General features: G+C 41.1%; 18 protein-coding genes. 7 read left to right on the top strand and 11 right to left on the bottom strand.

What is annotated here, in order from left to right; translation table 11 throughout:
* Positions 1-153 precede the first annotated feature (153 nt).
* The gene (gene cca, locus PBV53_RS07100; protein WP_270096451.1) at positions 154-1,494 is read left to right on the top strand and encodes a CCA tRNA nucleotidyltransferase; all 1,341 of its coding nucleotides are present in this window, start codon (positions 154-156) and stop codon (positions 1,492-1,494) included.
* A 9-nt stretch (positions 1,495-1,503) separates the two neighbouring features.
* Here cca and PBV53_RS07105 read toward each other — a convergent pair whose 3' ends face one another.
* The 5 genes from PBV53_RS07105 to PBV53_RS07125 form a co-directional block, all read right to left on the bottom strand.
* The gene (locus PBV53_RS07105; protein WP_270096452.1) at positions 1,504-2,343 is read right to left on the bottom strand and encodes a DNA-3-methyladenine glycosylase family protein; all 840 of its coding nucleotides are present in this window, start codon (positions 2,341-2,343) and stop codon (positions 1,504-1,506) included.
* 62 nt (positions 2,344-2,405) lie between these two features.
* Positions 2,406-2,996, bottom strand: coding sequence for an indolepyruvate oxidoreductase subunit beta (locus PBV53_RS07110; protein ID WP_270096453.1), 591 nt, complete (start codon positions 2,994-2,996; stop codon positions 2,406-2,408).
* Positions 2,993-4,798: an indolepyruvate ferredoxin oxidoreductase subunit alpha gene (iorA, locus tag PBV53_RS07115; protein WP_270096454.1), complete on the bottom strand. Its 1,806-nt coding sequence runs from the start codon at positions 4,796-4,798 to the stop codon at positions 2,993-2,995. Before iorA ends, PBV53_RS07110 begins: the two co-directional genes overlap by 4 nt.
* 135 nt (positions 4,799-4,933) lie before the next feature.
* Positions 4,934-6,871 (bottom strand): hydantoinase/oxoprolinase family protein, encoded by a 1,938-nt coding sequence (locus PBV53_RS07120; protein WP_270096456.1) that lies wholly within the window; start codon positions 6,869-6,871, stop codon positions 4,934-4,936.
* Positions 6,872-6,916: 45 nt separating this feature from the next.
* Complete coding sequence (locus tag PBV53_RS07125; protein ID WP_011499207.1) at positions 6,917-7,375, bottom strand: pyridoxamine 5'-phosphate oxidase family protein; 459 nt, start codon at positions 7,373-7,375, stop codon at positions 6,917-6,919.
* A gap of 270 nt (positions 7,376-7,645) precedes the next feature.
* On the opposite strand from PBV53_RS07125, the gene PBV53_RS07130 reads away from it, so the two are divergent.
* Both PBV53_RS07130 and PBV53_RS07135 read left to right on the top strand, forming a co-directional pair.
* Positions 7,646-7,825, top strand: a complete 180-nt coding sequence (locus PBV53_RS07130) for a hypothetical protein (RefSeq protein ID WP_270096457.1) — start codon at positions 7,646-7,648, stop codon at positions 7,823-7,825.
* 98 nt (positions 7,826-7,923) lie between these two features.
* Positions 7,924-8,091 carry a hypothetical protein gene (locus PBV53_RS07135; RefSeq protein WP_270096458.1) on the top strand — a complete coding sequence of 56 codons (168 nt, stop codon included), beginning with the start codon at positions 7,924-7,926 and terminating at the stop codon, positions 8,089-8,091.
* A 346-nt stretch (positions 8,092-8,437) separates the two neighbouring features.
* On the opposite strand, the gene PBV53_RS07140 is transcribed toward PBV53_RS07135, so the two are convergent.
* Positions 8,438-10,378, bottom strand: coding sequence for a PAS domain-containing sensor histidine kinase (locus PBV53_RS07140; RefSeq protein WP_270096459.1), 1,941 nt, complete (start codon positions 10,376-10,378; stop codon positions 8,438-8,440).
* A 243-nt stretch (positions 10,379-10,621) separates the two neighbouring features.
* A complete protein-coding gene (locus PBV53_RS07145; RefSeq protein ID WP_270096460.1) occupies positions 10,622-10,855 on the bottom strand; it encodes a hypothetical protein in 234 nt (77 codons plus the stop codon).
* Positions 10,856-11,037: 182 nt separating this feature from the next.
* Here PBV53_RS07145 and PBV53_RS07150 point away from each other — a divergent pair, with 182 nt between their 5' ends.
* Positions 11,038-11,241, top strand: coding sequence for a hypothetical protein (locus PBV53_RS07150; protein ID WP_270096461.1), 204 nt, complete (start codon positions 11,038-11,040; stop codon positions 11,239-11,241).
* Between the two features lie 312 nt (positions 11,242-11,553).
* Complete coding sequence (locus tag PBV53_RS07155) at positions 11,554-12,693, top strand: RNA-guided endonuclease InsQ/TnpB family protein (protein ID WP_270096462.1); 1,140 nt, start codon at positions 11,554-11,556, stop codon at positions 12,691-12,693.
* A 35-nt stretch (positions 12,694-12,728) separates the two neighbouring features.
* Here PBV53_RS07155 and PBV53_RS07160 read toward each other — a convergent pair whose 3' ends face one another.
* The 3 genes from PBV53_RS07160 to PBV53_RS07170 all read right to left on the bottom strand — a co-directional run bounded on the left by PBV53_RS07160 (position 12,729) and on the right by PBV53_RS07170 (position 14,504).
* On the bottom strand, positions 12,729-12,860 hold the full coding sequence (locus PBV53_RS07160; protein ID WP_270096463.1) for a hypothetical protein: 132 nt from the start codon (positions 12,858-12,860) through the stop codon (positions 12,729-12,731).
* A gap of 178 nt (positions 12,861-13,038) precedes the next feature.
* Positions 13,039-13,308, bottom strand: a complete 270-nt coding sequence (locus PBV53_RS07165) for a winged helix-turn-helix domain-containing protein (RefSeq protein ID WP_270096464.1) — start codon at positions 13,306-13,308, stop codon at positions 13,039-13,041.
* A 443-nt stretch (positions 13,309-13,751) separates the two neighbouring features.
* The gene (locus tag PBV53_RS07170; RefSeq protein WP_270096465.1) at positions 13,752-14,504 is read right to left on the bottom strand and encodes a winged helix-turn-helix domain-containing protein; all 753 of its coding nucleotides are present in this window, start codon (positions 14,502-14,504) and stop codon (positions 13,752-13,754) included.
* Between the two features lie 190 nt (positions 14,505-14,694).
* Here PBV53_RS07170 and PBV53_RS07175 point away from each other — a divergent pair, with 190 nt between their 5' ends.
* A complete protein-coding gene (locus PBV53_RS07175) occupies positions 14,695-14,970 on the top strand; it encodes an MTH865 family protein (RefSeq protein ID WP_270096466.1) in 276 nt (91 codons plus the stop codon).
* 84 nt (positions 14,971-15,054) lie between these two features.
* Entirely contained in the window at positions 15,055-15,711 is a 657-nt protein-coding gene (locus PBV53_RS07180; RefSeq protein ID WP_270096467.1) for a flavodoxin family protein, read from the top strand.
* A 306-nt stretch (positions 15,712-16,017) separates the two neighbouring features.
* Here PBV53_RS07180 and acs read toward each other — a convergent pair whose 3' ends face one another.
* Positions 16,018-17,907 carry an acetate--CoA ligase gene (acs, locus tag PBV53_RS07185; protein ID WP_270096468.1) on the bottom strand — a complete coding sequence of 630 codons (1,890 nt, stop codon included), beginning with the start codon at positions 17,905-17,907 and terminating at the stop codon, positions 16,018-16,020.
* Positions 17,908-18,277: the final 370 nt, after the last annotated feature.

Below are 18,277 nucleotides of genomic sequence, written 5' to 3' on the forward strand. Positions count from 1 at the left end.
TTGTGGCTAACAGTAGAATATTAGTTATCGTCTGTATAAATGATTATCTGTGGGAAGTATGGGGTGTTTTTTGTTCAATCGATTTCGAATCTCAAATGGTTTATACCTTTGAACGATATTACCCCTAAGAACACGATAATCGAGAGAATTAACATGGAATCCCTCAAAAAAAGCATTCTGGAAAAGATAAAGCCAACTGAAAAGGAAAGGGAACACCTGACCAAAGTGGCCGATGAGCTGATGTACAAGATCGATTGCCTTACATTCAAGGTCGGTCTGGTAGGTGTAAAAACACAGCTTGTAGGCTCTGCTGCAAGAGGTACCTGGATCTCCGGTACACATGACCTTGATATTTTCATAACATTTCCGGATGATACCAGCCGTGAAGACCTTGAAAGCTATGGGCTGTCAGTTGGCAGGCAGGTGGCAAAGGAGGCGGAATATTGGGATGAGCATTATGCTGAACATCCATACGTGAAGATGCGATACAAGGGTTTCGATGTCGATCTGGTCCCTTGCTATCGGGTTTCAAGTGCAAGTTCAATTATCTCTGCAGTGGACAGGACACCTTTCCACAACGAGTTCATCAAGGCCAATCTGAACGGTCTTGAGGATGATGTTCTGCTTCTCAAGCAGTTCATGAGAGGTACTGGAGTTTATGGCTCAGAGCTCAAGACCGAAGGATTTTCAGGTTATCTGACCGAACTTCTGGTCATCAATTACGGCTCATTCGAAAAGGTACTGGAAGCAGCATCTAATTGGAGACCGGGTCTGCTTCTCGATATTCTGGAACACGGGACACTGAAGTTCGATGACCCTTTGGTGGTCATTGACCCCACAGACCCGAAACGGAATGTGGCGGCTGCACTCTCTCTTGACAAGTTCTGCACATTTGTTGATGTGGCTCGCAGTTTCCTTGGCATTCCGGACGAAAGCATGTTCTTCTCATCCTTGATTCCACCAATATCTGACATTGAGATAGTTGAACGGCTGGAAAAGAAAGGTTCCTCACTGCTGGCCATCGTCTTCAAAACACCGGATGTGGTCGATGATATATTCTATCCCCAGTTCGCTAAAATGGAGAATTCGGTGGTCCCAATGCTTGATAAGAACGAATTTACCGTACTCAAGGCTGGAAAATGGAGTGGTGAGGATTCTGTTGTGATGCTGGAGCTTATGTCGGGCACTTTGCCGAATGTCAAAATGCACAGAGGTCCTCCTGTATGGGTACGTGATCATGCCGAGAAGTTCAGGGACAAATACGTTGACAATGAGGATGCTTACTCATTTACCATCAAGGACGGTTTCTATGTGGCTGAAATTCCACGAAAACATGTCTCAGCAGTAGAGCTTCTTGAAAAAGAACTTGCGAACTGTTCCCTTGGAAAGCACATCTCCAAAAGTGTAAAGGCTGGCTTTGATATTCTCGAAGGAAAGCAGGTACTTGAACTGAAAGAGGATGGGTTTAGAAGCTTCCTCAATGGCTGGTTGTGAAACGTAAGTTTAGACCAGGCCTTCAAGCCGTTTCTGGTAGAACAAATATTGCTGGGCATAGCCACAGTACTCTCCGAAATAGTGTCTTCCCCATTTTCCAATTTTTGATTTAGTTGGATTGCCTTTAAAATAGGGGTCGTTTCCGTAATAGGCCTTGACTATCTTCTCGACATGGGTATCCACAGGGAATCCTTCCATTTTCTCAAAAGCGAAGAGCAGTATGCAATCAGCCACCTTTTCCCCGATACCCTCCAGCTTCATCAGTTCTTTCTGAGCTTCGCCATAGTCGAGCTTGAACAGTTCCTCGAGCACAATATCGTCATTGGCGACAGCATTCGCAGCTTTGATTATCCTTGCTGTGCGAAATCCCATCTTGCATTCAAAAAGATCCTCGCAAGTGGCTGATGCGAGAGCTTCGGTCTTCGGGAAACTGTAATGGCCGTTTCCAAGTTCTTCCCCGAAGAGAGCTGACAGCATGTATATGTTCTTCTTTATACGAGGGATGTTCGAAGCGGTTGCGAGCATGTAGGAGATCAGACATTCCCAAGGATCTTGGCGTATAAGTCTCAATCCTCTATATTTGTTGATGGCGATATCCATGTGCTCGTCCTTGTTGATCTGTTTGAATATTGCCGGCAGGTCATCATCCAGTCTGAAATAACTATAAAAGAAGTCCTCATCAAGAGAGGAATCTACCAGAAGGTCACCTGTCTCAGGGTCCTGGCTTATGCGTGCAACAGCACCATTGACAACGCCTGTCCACCAGTCTCCGTCCCTGTCCCAGCGGAATACCTGACCGCAGTCCAGTGTATATTCAAGGTTGAGATCTTCTGTTTTGATGGTGTACATATGTGAACAACTGCCACTTGTTATAGTAAATATATGTAAAAATAAAATGTGAAGTTATGGTCTTATTCGACCATACTTCTTCCCATCTCAAAGGCCTTCACGTTGGTGTCGATGGTCTTTGGAGGTACCATCTCCTTTACGCGTTCCAGCAGTGTTTCGGTCTTGATCGGCAGGAAGTTGGAGACTGCTCCTACAAGGACTACGTTCATAGCCTGTCTGCTTCCAGCCTCGGCCGCTTTCTCGGTCGCGTTGAACGCAATTACTCTGTGGGTCTTTCTGAGTTCCGCTACGATGCTTTCCACATCAGGATACTCTGCCTTTCCAGTGGTAACTGTTACCGGATGAACTGCTTCAGTGTTCATGATGACAACACCATCGTCTGCAAGGGAATCGATATAGCGCAGTGCTTCTACCGGCTCAAGTGCAAGAAGACAATCCGCACCTTTGAGGGGGATCATGGATCCAAGGTCACAGCCGATACGTACATGGTTAACCACTGAACCGCCACGCTGTGCCATTCCGTGAGTTTCCGCTGCACGAACGTTGTAGTTCTCAAGAACTGCGGATTTTCCGATGATGTCTGAAGCGAGGATCGCTCCCTGTCCACCGACACCTGATATTACAAGATCGAACTTAGATGCTTTACTGCTCATTTCTGAACCTCCTTTATCGCATCGAATTTACATACTTCTGCACACAGTCCACATCCTGTGCACGTTGTATTGATAGTGGATTTCTTGGTCTCCTTGTCAAATTCAATTGCAGGGCAACCAAGGTTCACACACATCCTACAGCCTACACACTTGTCATGGTCAACCTTGAATGGTGTTAGCCTGACGCCGGTTCTGCGTGCGTAGATGATACAGGGCTGTTTTGAAATGATAACGGATGTGCCTTCGTAATCCTTTGCACGTTTGAACGCTTCGATCGTTGCTTTCACATCGAATGAATCAACAACTTCGACGAATTCAGCACCGAGTCCGTGACAGAGCTGCTCAAGATTTATCTCCTTTGTGACCTCACCTGTGGATGTAAGTCCCATTCCAGGGTTTGGCTGGTGACCGGTCATTGCGGTGATGCGGTTGTCCAGAATTGCTACTGTGATGTTCGCCTTATTATATACTGCATTGAGCAATCCGTTCATTCCGGTATGGAAGAAAGTTGAATCTCCAATTGAACAGCAGATAGGCTGCTTTTCACCAGAGTGATAGATGCCTGATGCAACCGGGATACTAGCTCCCATGCACAAGGTGGTGTCCACGGTCCCATTCTGTATGCCCAGTGTGTAACATCCAATATCACTTGGGAAGACCGCATTCTTGCCAAATACTTTTTTCATGGCATAGTAGGTAGCCCGGTGGGAACAGCCTGCACACATTGCAGGTGGCCTTGGTGGCAGTTCCATCTCGATCTCCTTGATCTCCGGCAGACCTGATTCAATTTCGAAAACATCAGCGAGCGCTTTCACGCAATGGTCAACATTAAGTTCGCCGACCCTTGGAACAGTGCCATCTGTCTTTCCGATGATCTTGACGCTGCTTTCCATGTCCTTTGCAATGATCTTGCAACGGTCTTCCACAATGGGCTCAAGCTCTTCGATGACGAGAACTGTATCGACCTGCTCGTACATCTTTTTGATAAGACCTTCAGGGACCGGGTATGCACCGATCTTCAAGTATGATGCGGATACTCCCAGGTTCTCAATGGCTTCCTTTGCATAGACCGAAGCGATACCTGCTGCGATGACCCCTATCTTGGAGTCCTCCTTGATGGTAAGTTCGTTCCAGGGGGATATCTCAAGCTCTTCCCTGATGCCATCCTGTATTGAAAGGAGGTGCGGATGCCTGACAACAGCATTGCTTGGTACCATTACCCAGCGGGATGTGTCCTTCTCGAACTTGGCTTGCACTCTGTGTTCAGTGATCTCTCCAAGTTCGATATCTGCCTTGCCGTGTGATATTCTGGTGGTTGGTCTGAATATGACCGGAAGCTCGAACTTCTCGGAAAGTTCAAAGGCATAAGGTATCATGTCCTTTGCTTCCTGTGGGGTGGAAGGGTCAAGACATGGCATGAGTGAGAACTCTGAATATTTGCGTGTGTCCTGTTCATTCTGGGATGAGTGACATCCCGGATCGTCAGCCACAATGACGACCATTCCGCCCTTGACTCCCATATAGGACAGTGTCATAAGAGGGTCTGCTGCAACGTTCAGACCTACGTGTTTCATGGTGACCACAGAACGCACACCGGTCATGGCAGCTCCTGTAGCAACTTCCATTGCAACTTTTTCATTAACGGACCATTCGACATAAAAGTCGCGTTCCTTCATTTTGGACAACGTATCGACGATCTCAGAAGAAGGCGTACCCGGATATCCGGAAATGACACGTCCTCCTCCTTCCACGATACCGCGTGCGATCGCTACGTTCCCAAGCATATACTCGCGTGTGTTCATATTTTATCTCCTGCCATTCTCATAAATAGGCATTATTAATAAATATGTGGGTGAGATCGTGCAGGAGCTTGTTTTTTGGGATGTCGGTTGTTGTACGTTGTTGTATATGTAATTATAATCTCATCTTTTTAAGTATCAATTTTCGACATCTCCCACCCCTACGAAAACAAGGTTAGTTTCCATCGGAAAAATATCGGCATCATTCATTTTGATATCCTGTTTTATGACCTCTATTTTATGATCCTCTATCTGAAGACCGGAATTATTCAGGTACTCCATGACAAGCCGCTTTCCCTCAATGTCTGCTTCCTCAAGAGCCTGGGGGTAAGTTCTGAATCGCTTTCTACCGGTAGGGGTAAACATCATTGTGATTGATTTATTTCCCTCATACACGTTACGAATAAGTATTTGAACTCTCTTAGTGACTTTGCCTACTATAGCACCAACAGCATTTCCAACTTCTGCATATTCAGGTAAAATAATCTCTGCATCAATTGCACCCCGTATATTATCAACGTAAGCCTGAACTGGACCTCCAAGTAAGACCACTGGCACTCCTACCTTGAACTTTGTGATGTATTGATCTTTATTCTCAATTATTTTTTTGATATGGACATGATCAATTTCTCTCAACAGGTATGACATGACATAAACAGCCATATTTTCACCAAAAACATTTTTAATTTCCTCACAAAATGTTGTGTGATCTGAATGGGTCATTTTGGATAAAATTCCGGCTGCAATTCTGGAAGCTTCACAATCCCATTCCGTATAATCCCCGAGAACATGTAAAGCATCGGTTGGAGTAAATCCAATTGCATGAACAATTTTTTTCTTGATCAAAAGGTCTAGAAATACAGATGATGGCAGCCCATCAGTGAAAATTTCATTGATTGAGGTTGGCTCATCACCGATGCGATCAAACAATTTTTTTTCTGTTTTGCTCATCCTGTCGGGTTTGTGACCTGCTCGTACATAGAATTTAGTTGGCTGTATATTTTCGCATAATTGTATTTTTGAAGGAATAGATGTTCTCTTTAATTTTTCCTTTATTGCAGGCCATTTTGTTGCAGCCATACAAATTGGGATAACTCTGCGTGGTCCAACACTTATTCTTCCATTTTTGATCCAGATGTGACTATCGCCCCCCATTGCTGAAGTTTCCATGCGTATAGCTTTCACTTTCGTCTTCCATCCACCAACGACAGCCCCTTCATCCGTGATCTCTGGGATTCCATCAGTCACTTTTGCAACATCAGTACTGGTGCCGCCAACATCGATGACGATACAATCTTTCATTTTTGAAAGATATGATGCACCAACGAGGCTTGCGGCCGGTCCTGTAAATACAGATTCGATCGGATGTTTGAGGGCCTCAACAATACCCACAACAGAACCATCACATTTTAGCATCATGATTTTAGCATCGATTCCACGCCTTTCGATCTCTGAAACCACTGCATTCATGAATTTCGTGGAAATGGGGACCAACTGGGCATCAATGTAAGCTGTTACTCCTCTTTCATAGGATCCTAGTGATTGCGAAAGTTCATGTCCACAAACTACAGGCAATCCTGTCATTTCTTCTATGATCTCTTTAGTTTTTAGTTCATGATCTGGATTCCTGATGCTGAAATGAGAAGAAACCGCAAAAGCTGCTACTTTGTCCTTTGTTTCGAGAATAAAATCCCTGATGTTTTTAGTGTCTAAAGAATGTATCTCCATTCCATTTGAGCTATGACCGCCCTGAACATTAATGGTGTAAGGAATTTTAGAATCTGTAGGTTTAATTACATCACCTATCATGATAAGTGCAACATCATGTCCTGATGATCTTTCCGAAACAGTATTTTCAAGAACGGCGTTTGTTGCAAGAGTTGTAGATACAGAGATCTTTGATACATTATTCAAATAAGAAGGGTTCAAAGAATCAAGAGCATTCTGAATTCCAGGAAGTGGATCAGGATATGTAGTGGGTGATTTTGTACTGTCTATTACTTTGCCATCGTCTTCTCTCACGATCACAGCATCGGTGTATGTGCCACCGGCATCAATTCCAAGTCCGTACTTCATACTGTCCCCCATTACTTCTTCATAAAAACAATTGGCTTTATCTGATTATTCATCATTCATTCCATATTGTCTGCCATGCAAATCATCTATGTCAATACGGATGACTGCCACTCCCTTGACGTCTAGATCATCAATACTGTATTCTTTATTGTGGTAGCGATCAATAATGATCTTAAGACCTTCTTTTATTTCTTTTTCATCTTCCAGAATTGTTGCAGTTCCGTAGCCTACAACGCTTTGGTATTTCATATAATATGAACAGGGTTCATCTGATGGAAGAGTTTCATAAAAAGTATCCACTTCAAAACAAACATTTTTATTTTGTTTTATAAGGTTGATCTTAGTACCTTTTCGGGAACTATGTAAATATATGGTATTATCCTTGTATCCGAATGAGATTGGTACGATGTAAGGCTTTTCATTACTACAAAGTCCCAACCTTAGGTATTGTGCATCTAAAAGTATGTCTTCAAGTGCTTTGTTATCTCTTATTTTTTTACCCATTATACCAAATCCACTTTCTCTAATACAATTTTACAAATAAGAAAATTACTCTCTTTCTTTATATCTACCTAAGCTATTGGTATTTTCCAAAGGCATGTGCCTTTTCCAGTAGTGTTAGTATATGTGCCATTTTAAAAATATATTCAAATTTAGGCCTTTATCTGAAAGAAGGGTGATGCGATTAATGCTCTATCACTATTATATTTTGACAATTGTTCAGAACCAATAAGGCAGTATGTGGAACATCCAGAACATAAATTTGATGGCAAGGTGACAAACAATATTGATATGCAGGAGCCTGAAGGGGATATGGTTGGATCATACTTGAATATTGAGAAATTTCATGAATGGGTGCTTTGTCTGACTCTCGATGATGTTCGGGAAGGGGGGATTGAACACAGGAGTACGTTGAAACAACTGAAGGACAGAGTTGGAGAAGGGGGATTATAGTCTAAATACTAAGGGATAAGGAAAGTAATTGATAGCTTTCTCTAAAATTGATATTAAATAGAAATATTAATGCCTGAAGAAGTGTCCTAAATTTATCTATGACTGAAATTGAAGTTCTCAAAAACAGGGGGGATGAAGGAGGAATGACATCCCCACTCCCAATTAGAACCACCACCACCACAGCGTTCGTGTTTTCAGACCGTACCACCGGAGTCGTGAATGACACATGGTTCTTAATATATAATAATAAGTTAATGGCATATTAACTTATCGAATATAATTTAAATGTTATAATACTCATCATTATGAAATCGGAATAAGATCCTGTGTTGTCTACTTTCCCAGAAGCCTGAACGAAGCAAGACAGCTGGTAATGTTGAGAGTTATAAACAGTTTACTCTCAATGCTCATTTGAGGGAGAGATTGAAGACTTGGGACAACGGGATTAATGTAAATGGATAACTTACATGTAAACTCAATAGCAGTAACAGGTATTGCATAATGAAAGGCAATATCGGTAGCAACAGAGGAGTTTATAAATATTACTTATATTAGTAGTCAGGTGCTATATAACCGATAATAATATCACTAATACTCCTGAAAAGTATTTTATTATACTTTGCCCGCTATAGGAATTGTAAATGTGAAAGTACTTCCTTTTCCAACTTCACTTTCAACCCAGATTTCCCCGCCATGCATTTCAACAAATTTTTTGACAAGTGCAAGGCCAAGCCCCGTCCCTTTTTCCACTTTTGTTTCGAATTTATCGACTTGTAAGAAAGGTTCGAAGATAGAAGAAAGGGAATCAGACCCAATACCTTTGCCAGTATCTTCAACACTGAAATGATTCTCACTTCCAACAATTGAACCATTAATTGTTATAGAACCACCTTCTGAAGTGAATTTAACAGCATTGCTGAGTAGGTTATAAAGTATCTGTTTGAACTTTGTAAGATCAGCGAATATCCATTTCATACCCTCATCAACAGATAAATTCAGTTTAAGGTTCTTTTTAAGAATAAGAGGCATCAAAGAATAACAAACTTCATCAATGGCATCCATGGAATTGAATTCTTTAACCAAAAGTTCCGTCTTTCCTGCTTCTATTTTTGAAAGATCTAGAATGTCATTGATAAGGTTCAATAAGTGTTTCCCACTATCCAAAATATTTCCAGAATACTTGATCTCTTTTTCATTCAGGTTGCCGAAAGTATTGCTATTTAGCAACTGTGAGAAGCCGATGATGGAATTAAGAGGCGTCCGTAGCTCATGACTCATATTTGCGAGGAATTCGGTCTTGGTACGGTTGGCAGCTTCCGCCATAATTTTTGCATTGATCATTGCTTCTTCTGCTTTCTTGCGTTCGGTAATATTATCAAATGCTACCCCTACACAATTATTTGGTAAGGGAAACACCTTGACTGAAAATGTATTCTCAAGAACTTGTTCATCGCCATAGTAAATATCTTCCAAGACCCTGGACTGACCAGTCCGAACAACTTCGGCAAAAGCCTGTGGAATATCCTTCTCTCTGAGACTGGGAAAATTCTTATCTAAAGTATTTCCAAGGATAACTTCATTGGGAACACCTGTAAAATCAGAAGATGCTGGATTTGCAGCTATCAGCCTTAGAGTTCTATCATCATCTAAGTTCTCTAAATAATAGACATAAAGCCCTATTCGCACATTCTCAAAGATGTATGCATACTGTTGAATGGCTTCTTCCATTTTCTTGCGTTCAGTAATATCCTGCACTGTTCCAGACATACAAATAGCTTGGCCAGCTTTGTTAAAAGTAACCTCACCTTGCGAATGAACAATACATTCTGAGCTATCGGGCAAAAGAATGCGGTAGTTAATACTATACGGTTTATGTTCATATATTGCCTTATTTATATTATCTTGAACAAACAACTCGTCATCAGGATGGACGTACTTTAGAAAAGACTCAAAAGTAGTTTCAAATCTCTGGGGTGCCAGCCCAAGGATTTTATGGATCTCGTTAGATAATTTCACCTTATTTTTGACGAGGTCCCAATCCCAATTACCAAGATGGGCAATACGCTGTGCATTGGACAAACTGGCCTCACTCTTACGTAGAGTTTCTTCCATCTGCTTGCGCTCGGTGATGTCTCGTATAGTAACCTGCAGAATCTGTTTATCTTTTAACAAAAAGCGCGTTAGCCACACTTCAGCAGTGAATTTCTCTCCATTTTGTCTGCGGTGAACCCATTCAAACTTGGTAGATTCATTTTTGAATGCCTCTGAGATTCGATCTTGTGCAGAACTCCACGAATCTTCCCCATTTGGCTGTTTTGTAGGTGATATTTCGGATGGATGTAATGCAATAAATTCTTCTTTTTCTGAGAAACCGAACATCTTCAGAGCCGCTTTATTACAGTCGATGAATCCTTTCTCTTCCATTAATATAAAGACGTCAGAAGATGATTCGAATAGTGCATGATAGCATTCATCGTTTAAAATACCTGTTTTTTCAAGGGTAGAGATTTTAGTCTCTTGTTTTACCAACCGATTCAAATCATCTTCGATCATTTATCTCTCTTCAATTATAATGAATGTGATTTTAATTTAAATTTGTTGACATATTTAAGGTACGGTCTGCAACAAAATCATGACAGTTCATTTTTTGCCCTAATTATAACTATAATCAAGATTTTTGATTGATAATAATTGAATTAACTTCACTCATCACTTTGAAGTACTTATTACCAGTTTCTGTAATAGTTATCGCAACACAGCATATGACGAGAACTTCTTCTTCCGTATTAGCATCGCTCAAAGACCGTCAACACTTTTGCTTTCATTATCGGTGTTTTCCGCTTTAGACCTCTTAATCTCCAACAAATAGATTATCCAGAATGTTATAAGTGCAGTTGTGCTTAAAAGTAAAAGAACCGTTGTCAGTGAACTTATAGTCCTTCCTAAAAGAGAACTTAAATTGTATATTAGTAACAAAGAAATTACAACTAATGAAATGATAATCGTTTTTACTTTTATTTCGTGTTTCATTTTTCATTTATTCCTTCTGCCACATTCATGACAGTATTCACATTTGTAATAAAGTTTCATAGTTTTTTTGTATACAATTAATTATGTGTTATTTATAATTTACCCCGTCATTTTGTGCATAATGGTCATTTGAGGTATTTTTATATGCCATAAACCAAATTAAAGGGTGGGGGTTCAAAAACATGGTTTTTACTCAAAAATTTAATTTAAGAATTGTCGAGCTAGTGAGCAAGAATCAAAAAAATATTCGTATATTAGCTATTCTTTTGTTGATAATGACGGCAGGAACAAAAATAGCATTAAATATTGATCCAGTATATGCACCCATGGGGACGGTGGGTGGCCTTATTTTTGGTATGAATCTAACATACTATATTTTCCAATGATAAAGCAAGACACAAAGCAGGTCATAAACGGTATAATGGCATGCTTAGCCATTCTTTTTTTTGTTTTGAAATTCAAGCTTCCACGAAATACAAATGCTGTCTGTTGCCTTCCGTATTTCATGAAACAGAATGCCAAGAATTATAATCCGTATACTCTTAATACTCATGTGAGTGAGAGATTGCAATGCTCAAAAGGCTTTATAATTAAATAAGCAAGAAGACCACCCATTTCAATGAGTGGATGAATTGCGTAAACAGTTGTTTGTTCTTGGTTCTGATATATATTAGTAGTATCAAAACGTATACAAAAATATGCGGAAATCCTACAAATTCCGTCTGTACCCGACCAAAGAACAGGAGATTGTCCTGGTCAAAACTCTTGATGTATGCAGATACCTCCACAACGAGTTTCTTGCGGACAGAAGGAATGCGTATGAAAGATGTAATCAAGGATTAACAACATTTGACCAGATAAATCAGGTCAAGTATCTTGAACTCAATACCGAAGTATTCTCACAGGTCAAACAGGATATTTTGCGAAGACTTGGAAAATCATTTGATGCTTTTTTCAGAAGGTGTAAAACGGGTGAAACCCCGGGATATCCAAGGTTCAAAGGGAAAGACAGGTACAACAGTTTCACATATCCTCAATCTGGTTTCAAAATTGAAGATAACAAACTGAAACTTTCCAAGATCGGGAGTATCAAGATCAAACAACACCGAGAGATGGAAGGCAAGATCAAGACAGGTTCTATCAAACGTGAAGTGGATCAATGGTATGCAGTCTTTTCTGTTGATATGGGTGCAAGTCCTGAAAAGATCGATCCAGCTACATCCATAGGTATTGATGTCGGGCTTAACTCATGTGTCACGTTGAGCAATGGGGAACAATTCAATTCCCCTATATATTACCGAAATTCAGAGAGATCTCTTGCAGCTCAACAAAAGAGACTGAGCAAAAAGAAGAAAGGTTCATCAAACCGTCTTAAACAAAAACTCAAAGTTGTTAAGGTTCACAGAAAGATACGTAACCAGAGACTTGATTTTAACCATAAGTTGAGCAGGGCTCTTGTCGACAGGTTTGACTGGATAGTGTTCGAGGATCTGAGCATCAGGAATATGGTTAAGAATCATCATCTTGCAAAATCAATACATGATGTTGCATGGGGTCAACTGATCCAGATGGCAAAAAGCAAAGCGGAAGAAGCTGGCAAGTTTGTCGAATTGGTTAACCCCTACAATACATCACAGGAATGTAGCAGTTGTGGAAACATCGTCAGGAAAGGTCTATCGGTCAGGATTCACAAATGTCCTGAGTGTGGGCTTGAACTTGACAGAGATGTTAATGCTGCAATCAATATTCTTAATCGATGCACCGTAGGGACTACGGAAAGAGCCTGTGGAGTCATGGACGTTGGTCTGGGCTATGAAGCAGGAAGCCACTCATTTTAATGGGTGGTAGTTCACGATAACATCATTAATAACCATTAATCGTCCTTTCTCATTCTTACAATATCCAGATAGAAATAAAGCATCAATGCGTAAATTCCAACAACAACAGCAATCGCTCCTGCGATATATCCCACGTGAGCTGAATCGAAGTCTATTATCAGATTCATTGCTTCAGCTTGCATTTTTGATTCATATCGGCTACCGTGTAAATAGAAATGAATATTATACAGTCGATTGATGAAACATGGAATAAACATGTTGCCTCTTAGGGCATACTTAATGAGTGTCTAACAATAATAAAAAATGAATAAGTAGCAAAAAAGAAGTCAACTGATTAAGATTGATTCAATTAGTGTTAGCAATACAAAGATTTTTGTCGACAATGATTGAATTAACTTCATTCATCATTTTGAGGTAGTTATTACCAGTTTCTGTAATGTTGTATTTGTCGGAAGGTTTTTCCACCAAATTTATTTGCATCATCATGTCGAGATACTGATCCGCTCTTTTAAAATTTAAATTTGCATTATAAACTATTGCAGTTTTAGTTACTTCAGATCCTTTTAAGACTTTCAATATATCCACCATTATTTCTAATTTATCTCTCGTACCCACACCACCTAAAGTTTTCAGAGGGGATGAAGGAAGAATGACATCCCCACTCCCAAATTTTTATTAAGTCGAACTACCACCACCACAGCGTTCGTGTTTTCAGACCGTACCACCGGAGTCGTGAATGACACATAGTTCCTAATATATAATAATATATTAATAGCATATTAACTTATCGAATATAATTCGGATGTTATAATAATCATCATTATGTAATAGGAATATGATCTGGTGTTGTCTACTTTCCCAGAAGTCTGAACGAAGCAAGGACTGCTGGATCGCGGCAAATTATTTGCTTAGTAAGTGAAAATTTCAGTGTCATTGGCCTTTTTAGCAAAATAATCCACTTTAGTAATGTAGTTGTCTGACCTGGAAACATATTCCCCGATCATCACCACTTCATTTTCAAAAAATATAATGGCATATACCTTTTGGTTTACTTGAGATCAATTTTCTTCAGGAATAAGGACAGAATACATCTCACTGACACTTTCCATTACTTTGAAGCCTTTGCTTGTGATCATATAATCCCCCCTCTCATGGGGCTGGATTATCATCCCGCTATCAGAGAGCTTCTGTAGGTGGAACAAAAGGTTACCCCCACGAAGGCCCGTAAGCTTGGAAAGGAAAGAAAAGCTCATTGACTGAGCAGAGACTGCTTTTAATATTTCAAACCTCTTGGGGTGGCAGAGAGGGTCAAGCACATCATCGATCACTGATTGTGATGGGACAAGTGATATGTTCTGTTTACTGTCTTTCTTTGTTTCATATACCCTCAAAGACTGCATTAGATCGACCTGTTTTTCGAAAAGGTCTGTAACTTCGGAAAAACAGATGTCACATTTATCATATGGCATGCCTTTCCTTAAAGTTTTGAGCTCAACGCGTTTGTTATCAATAAGTTCACTATCTACTGAAGACTGCTTGATGAGTGATGCATTCTTCTGTAACATATCTGTGAAAACGGGTCTGCATTGGTCAAGACGGTCACATTTTTTGACCATGTTCTTTGAAAGTCCGATCTCCGTATCGGCAATAAGGTGTTTTTCCAGTACATCGGAATAATCACTTCTGACAAAGGCCAGAATGGATTCCAGATGTTGCCTATTGGAATCTTCGATAAATGTCCTGATATCCCTGTGGATCTCATCGAGCTTTACATTGATATCGACAATCTCAGAATCGCAATTTTCATTCATAATAGGGAATTTATATGCATGCCTTATATAGGTTCCTGACAAGACCTTAAAAGTTATTAGAGTTACTCGAATGTACTATGTATAGTACAGTGACTGTTAAGTATATATCAGGAACCAACCTATGTTCTATTGTAGTTCAATGTCTTCGAAGGACATTCAACCATAAAAACATCATAAAGGAGTTATAAATATGAGCGTAAAAGAAGATATTCATTCCCAGATCGTTGGCGGACTTGCAGATGCAACATTCCCTATAAACACACCTGAAGATCTACTTGCAGCATTCCCTGCAGGTGCAGATACCACATGCAAGTCAGGAGATTTTGAAATAACCGCAGGAGAAGCAGGAAAACTTCTTACGGCAGAAGACTTCCCAATCGAAAGTGCAAAGCAGATCGCTGACATCCTCGTTGAAAGGGCAGAAACCGCATGTAAAGCAGGAAAATGCTGTGGATGTGACTGCTGAAAGGATAGGGTTGTGATACCCACACCCTTTTGTGCACAACATTTAAATTATTTATAAGCTGATTGTTTGTAGGAGTGGATAATAATGAAAGTTCTTGGTGTATCAGGTTCCCCTATCAAAGACAGCAATGCTGATCGTGCTCTGAAAGCAGCCCTTGAAGCAACAGGCATGGATTACGAATTTGTTAAGCTTATTGATTATACCGTTGCTCCCTGCAAAGCCTGTCTGGGATGTGTAAAAACTAATGTCTGTGTAATTAAAGACGACGGCATTGCTTTAGCAGAAAAAGCTAAAGAGGCAGATGCTCTTATTATTGCAGGGTTTACCCCATATTCTACCCTTGACTCACGTACAAAGGCATTCATTGAAAGACTCTACCCACTTCGTCACAGATATGGATTCATGCGAGGAAAACCAGGCGGTGCTATAGTAACATCTGCAATTCCCAAAGGAATGGAAATGATGCCACCAGCCGGTGATAACGGCATCAATGCAATTTCATATTATATGATGGAAGAAGGAATGGAGTCAGTAGGGTCTGTTATTGTTCTTGGAAATAATCCCTGTGTGAGGTGCATATTTGGAGACGAATGTGACATGAGCGGTATCAAGATGATGTTCGGTCCAGATGCAACAAAAGCCTCTGTGGGAATTAACAGATTTGAAGACCAGCCAGAAGCGGTCGAAGCCGCAAAAGAACTGGGTAAGAATATTGCAGAACACCTGAAGTCAAAAGAATAAATCGAAAAATGACTTCAGTATACATTTTTTAAGACATTGCACATAATGCTTATTGTATTATTGTTTGAACCGAAAAAATTTTCAAAATGATTATTTTTTCTTTACTTTCAACACGAAAAAAATCGAGTTGTGCAGCAAATTAGCACAACTCCGCCACATTCCTATTCTTCTGAAGTTCGCGATGAAGAGCTTTGGGTTTGTGATTTTGATTCAACTATTGTGAGCTCTGTTTTGCTGTCAGTGAGGTGATAAGCTACACTCATCACCTCGTTTCGCACTCCAGAAGAATGATCTGGCTGCAGGAACTCAATCCTCCAATGAGGACACATCCCCAGGATCCATTCCAAGCTCCTGTGCCTTAAGCAACCTTCTCATGATCTTCCCGCTGCGGGTCTTTGGTAGCGAGTCAACAAATTCGATCTCAGAAGGCATTGCAATTGGACCCAGGTTCATCCTTACATGATATAAAAGATCAAGCTTCAGTTTGTCGGAAGAGTTGAAGCCCATGCGAAGTATGACGAAAGCTTTGATGGAATCCCCTTTAAGAGGATCAGGTTTTCCTATTACAGCGGCTTCAGCCACGGACTCATGGGATACAAGTGCACTTTCGACCTCTGCACTTCCAATGTTGTGACCGGCAACGATAAGGACATCGTCGGCACGTCCCCGTATCATGATATAGCCATCCTCGTCCTTTACGGCAAGATCACCCGCACTGTAGTAATTCTTGATCTTTGTCCAATACTGGCGATATCTTTCATCATTACCATAAACGGTCCTCATCATGGAAGGCCAGGGTTGTTTTATTACAAGGAAACCACCTGTTCCTGCAGGCACCGGGTCACCATTCTCATCTACAACATCAACAACCACACCTGGCACAGGTCTTCCCGTGAATCCCGGTTTCATGGGTTCTCCAACCGCTGTGGTGAGCATGTGCATGCCCGTCTCGGTCTGCCACCAGGTATCCAGAACAGGGCATTTTTCCTTGCCGATCACACGATAATACCACTTGAACGCTTCAGGGTTCAGAGGTTCGCCAACCGAACCCAGGATCCTCAGGGAACTAAGGTTGTACTTCCCGGGCCATTCCTCTCCCATCCTCATGAACATGCGTATCGCTGTTGGTGCCGTATAGAAGACGCTCACATCGAACTCCTCTATCATGCTCCACCAGACACCTGGATCGGGATAGTCGGGCGTTGTCTCTGAAATGAGGATCGTTGCACCCATGGAAAGAGGACCATAGACAATGTAGCTGTGACCCGTGATCCATCCGGGGTCTGCAGTACACCACATGACATCATTTTCCTTGAGGTCTAAAACGTTCTTTGTGGTGTAGTATGTACCTACCATGTAGCCACCGCAGGTATGAACTATTCCCTTGGCAGGACCGGTTGTTCCGCTGGTGTAGAGAATGAACAGAGGGTCCTCGGAATCCATTATTTCAGGCTCACACTCCTTCTCCACATCTTCCATTATCTCATAGAAGTCCACCTCTATCTCAGAAAAGAGTTCCATTTGAGGTGTCATCCTTCTCAGGACAACTATCTTCTCAACGCATGAGGCATTGACCACGGCATCATCCACAAGGGATTTCAGGTCAATGCGCTTACCACGCCGAATGCTTGCATCTGCAGTAATGACGACCTTTGCCTGTGCATCCTTTATCCTGGAATGCAATGCTTTGGCACCAAACCCTCCGAACACGACACTATGGATCGCACCGATACGTGCACATGCCAGCATGGCCACGATCTGTTCAGGAACCTGTGGCATGTATATGCATACCGTGTCACCTTTCCCAACGCCCAAAGATTTGAGACCATTGGAAAATCTCATGACATCGCGGTAAAGCTGACGATATGTGATAACCTGTTCTTCTCCATTATCACCCACCCAGATCATTGCAACTTTGTTCCTTTTCCCGTTGAAGACATGGCGGTCAAGGCAATTGTGGGTGATGTTCATTTTGGCATTGGTGAACCATTTTGCATAGGGATGGTCCCATTCCATCACCTTATCCCACTTTTCGAACCATTCAAGTTCCTCTGCAACATTTTCCCAGTGTTTTTCAGGATCCTTGATAGATTCACTATAAACCTTTTCATAATCCTGCATCCAGGAATTTTCTTTTACCGATGGATCAGGATAATAGCTTTTACTGTCCATCTTAACGTCAAATTTTTCAGACATGTTCTATTCATTCCTAACTATTATTCATTATATATTTCACATGACCTGACCTAGTTTCAGACCAATTGAACTCAGTTCTGGAACCATAGAATAAACTCCACCAGGTGAAAATTAAGCCGGTTGATATGGATGTTCATGGAACCAAATAAGGAAGAGATAATGAAACCACAGGTTAATAGTTCCCATCCATCATGAATAATAATGGTAGATGTATATGCCTGTTGTGGTCTCTGGATCGAAATGAAGAAGATGGGATTTTCAAAGAACATTGAAAAAAATCTTTGTAAATATGCTTAAGGTACTTTCCCAAAAACATCCTGATCATGTAAACCCCAACAACTAGGGTCGGTAGGTTTTGCAAGGATGAGTA

The organism is Methanococcoides alaskense (genome assembly GCF_027594145.1).
GTDB classification, from domain to species: domain Archaea; phylum Halobacteriota; class Methanosarcinia; order Methanosarcinales; family Methanosarcinaceae; genus Methanococcoides; species Methanococcoides alaskense.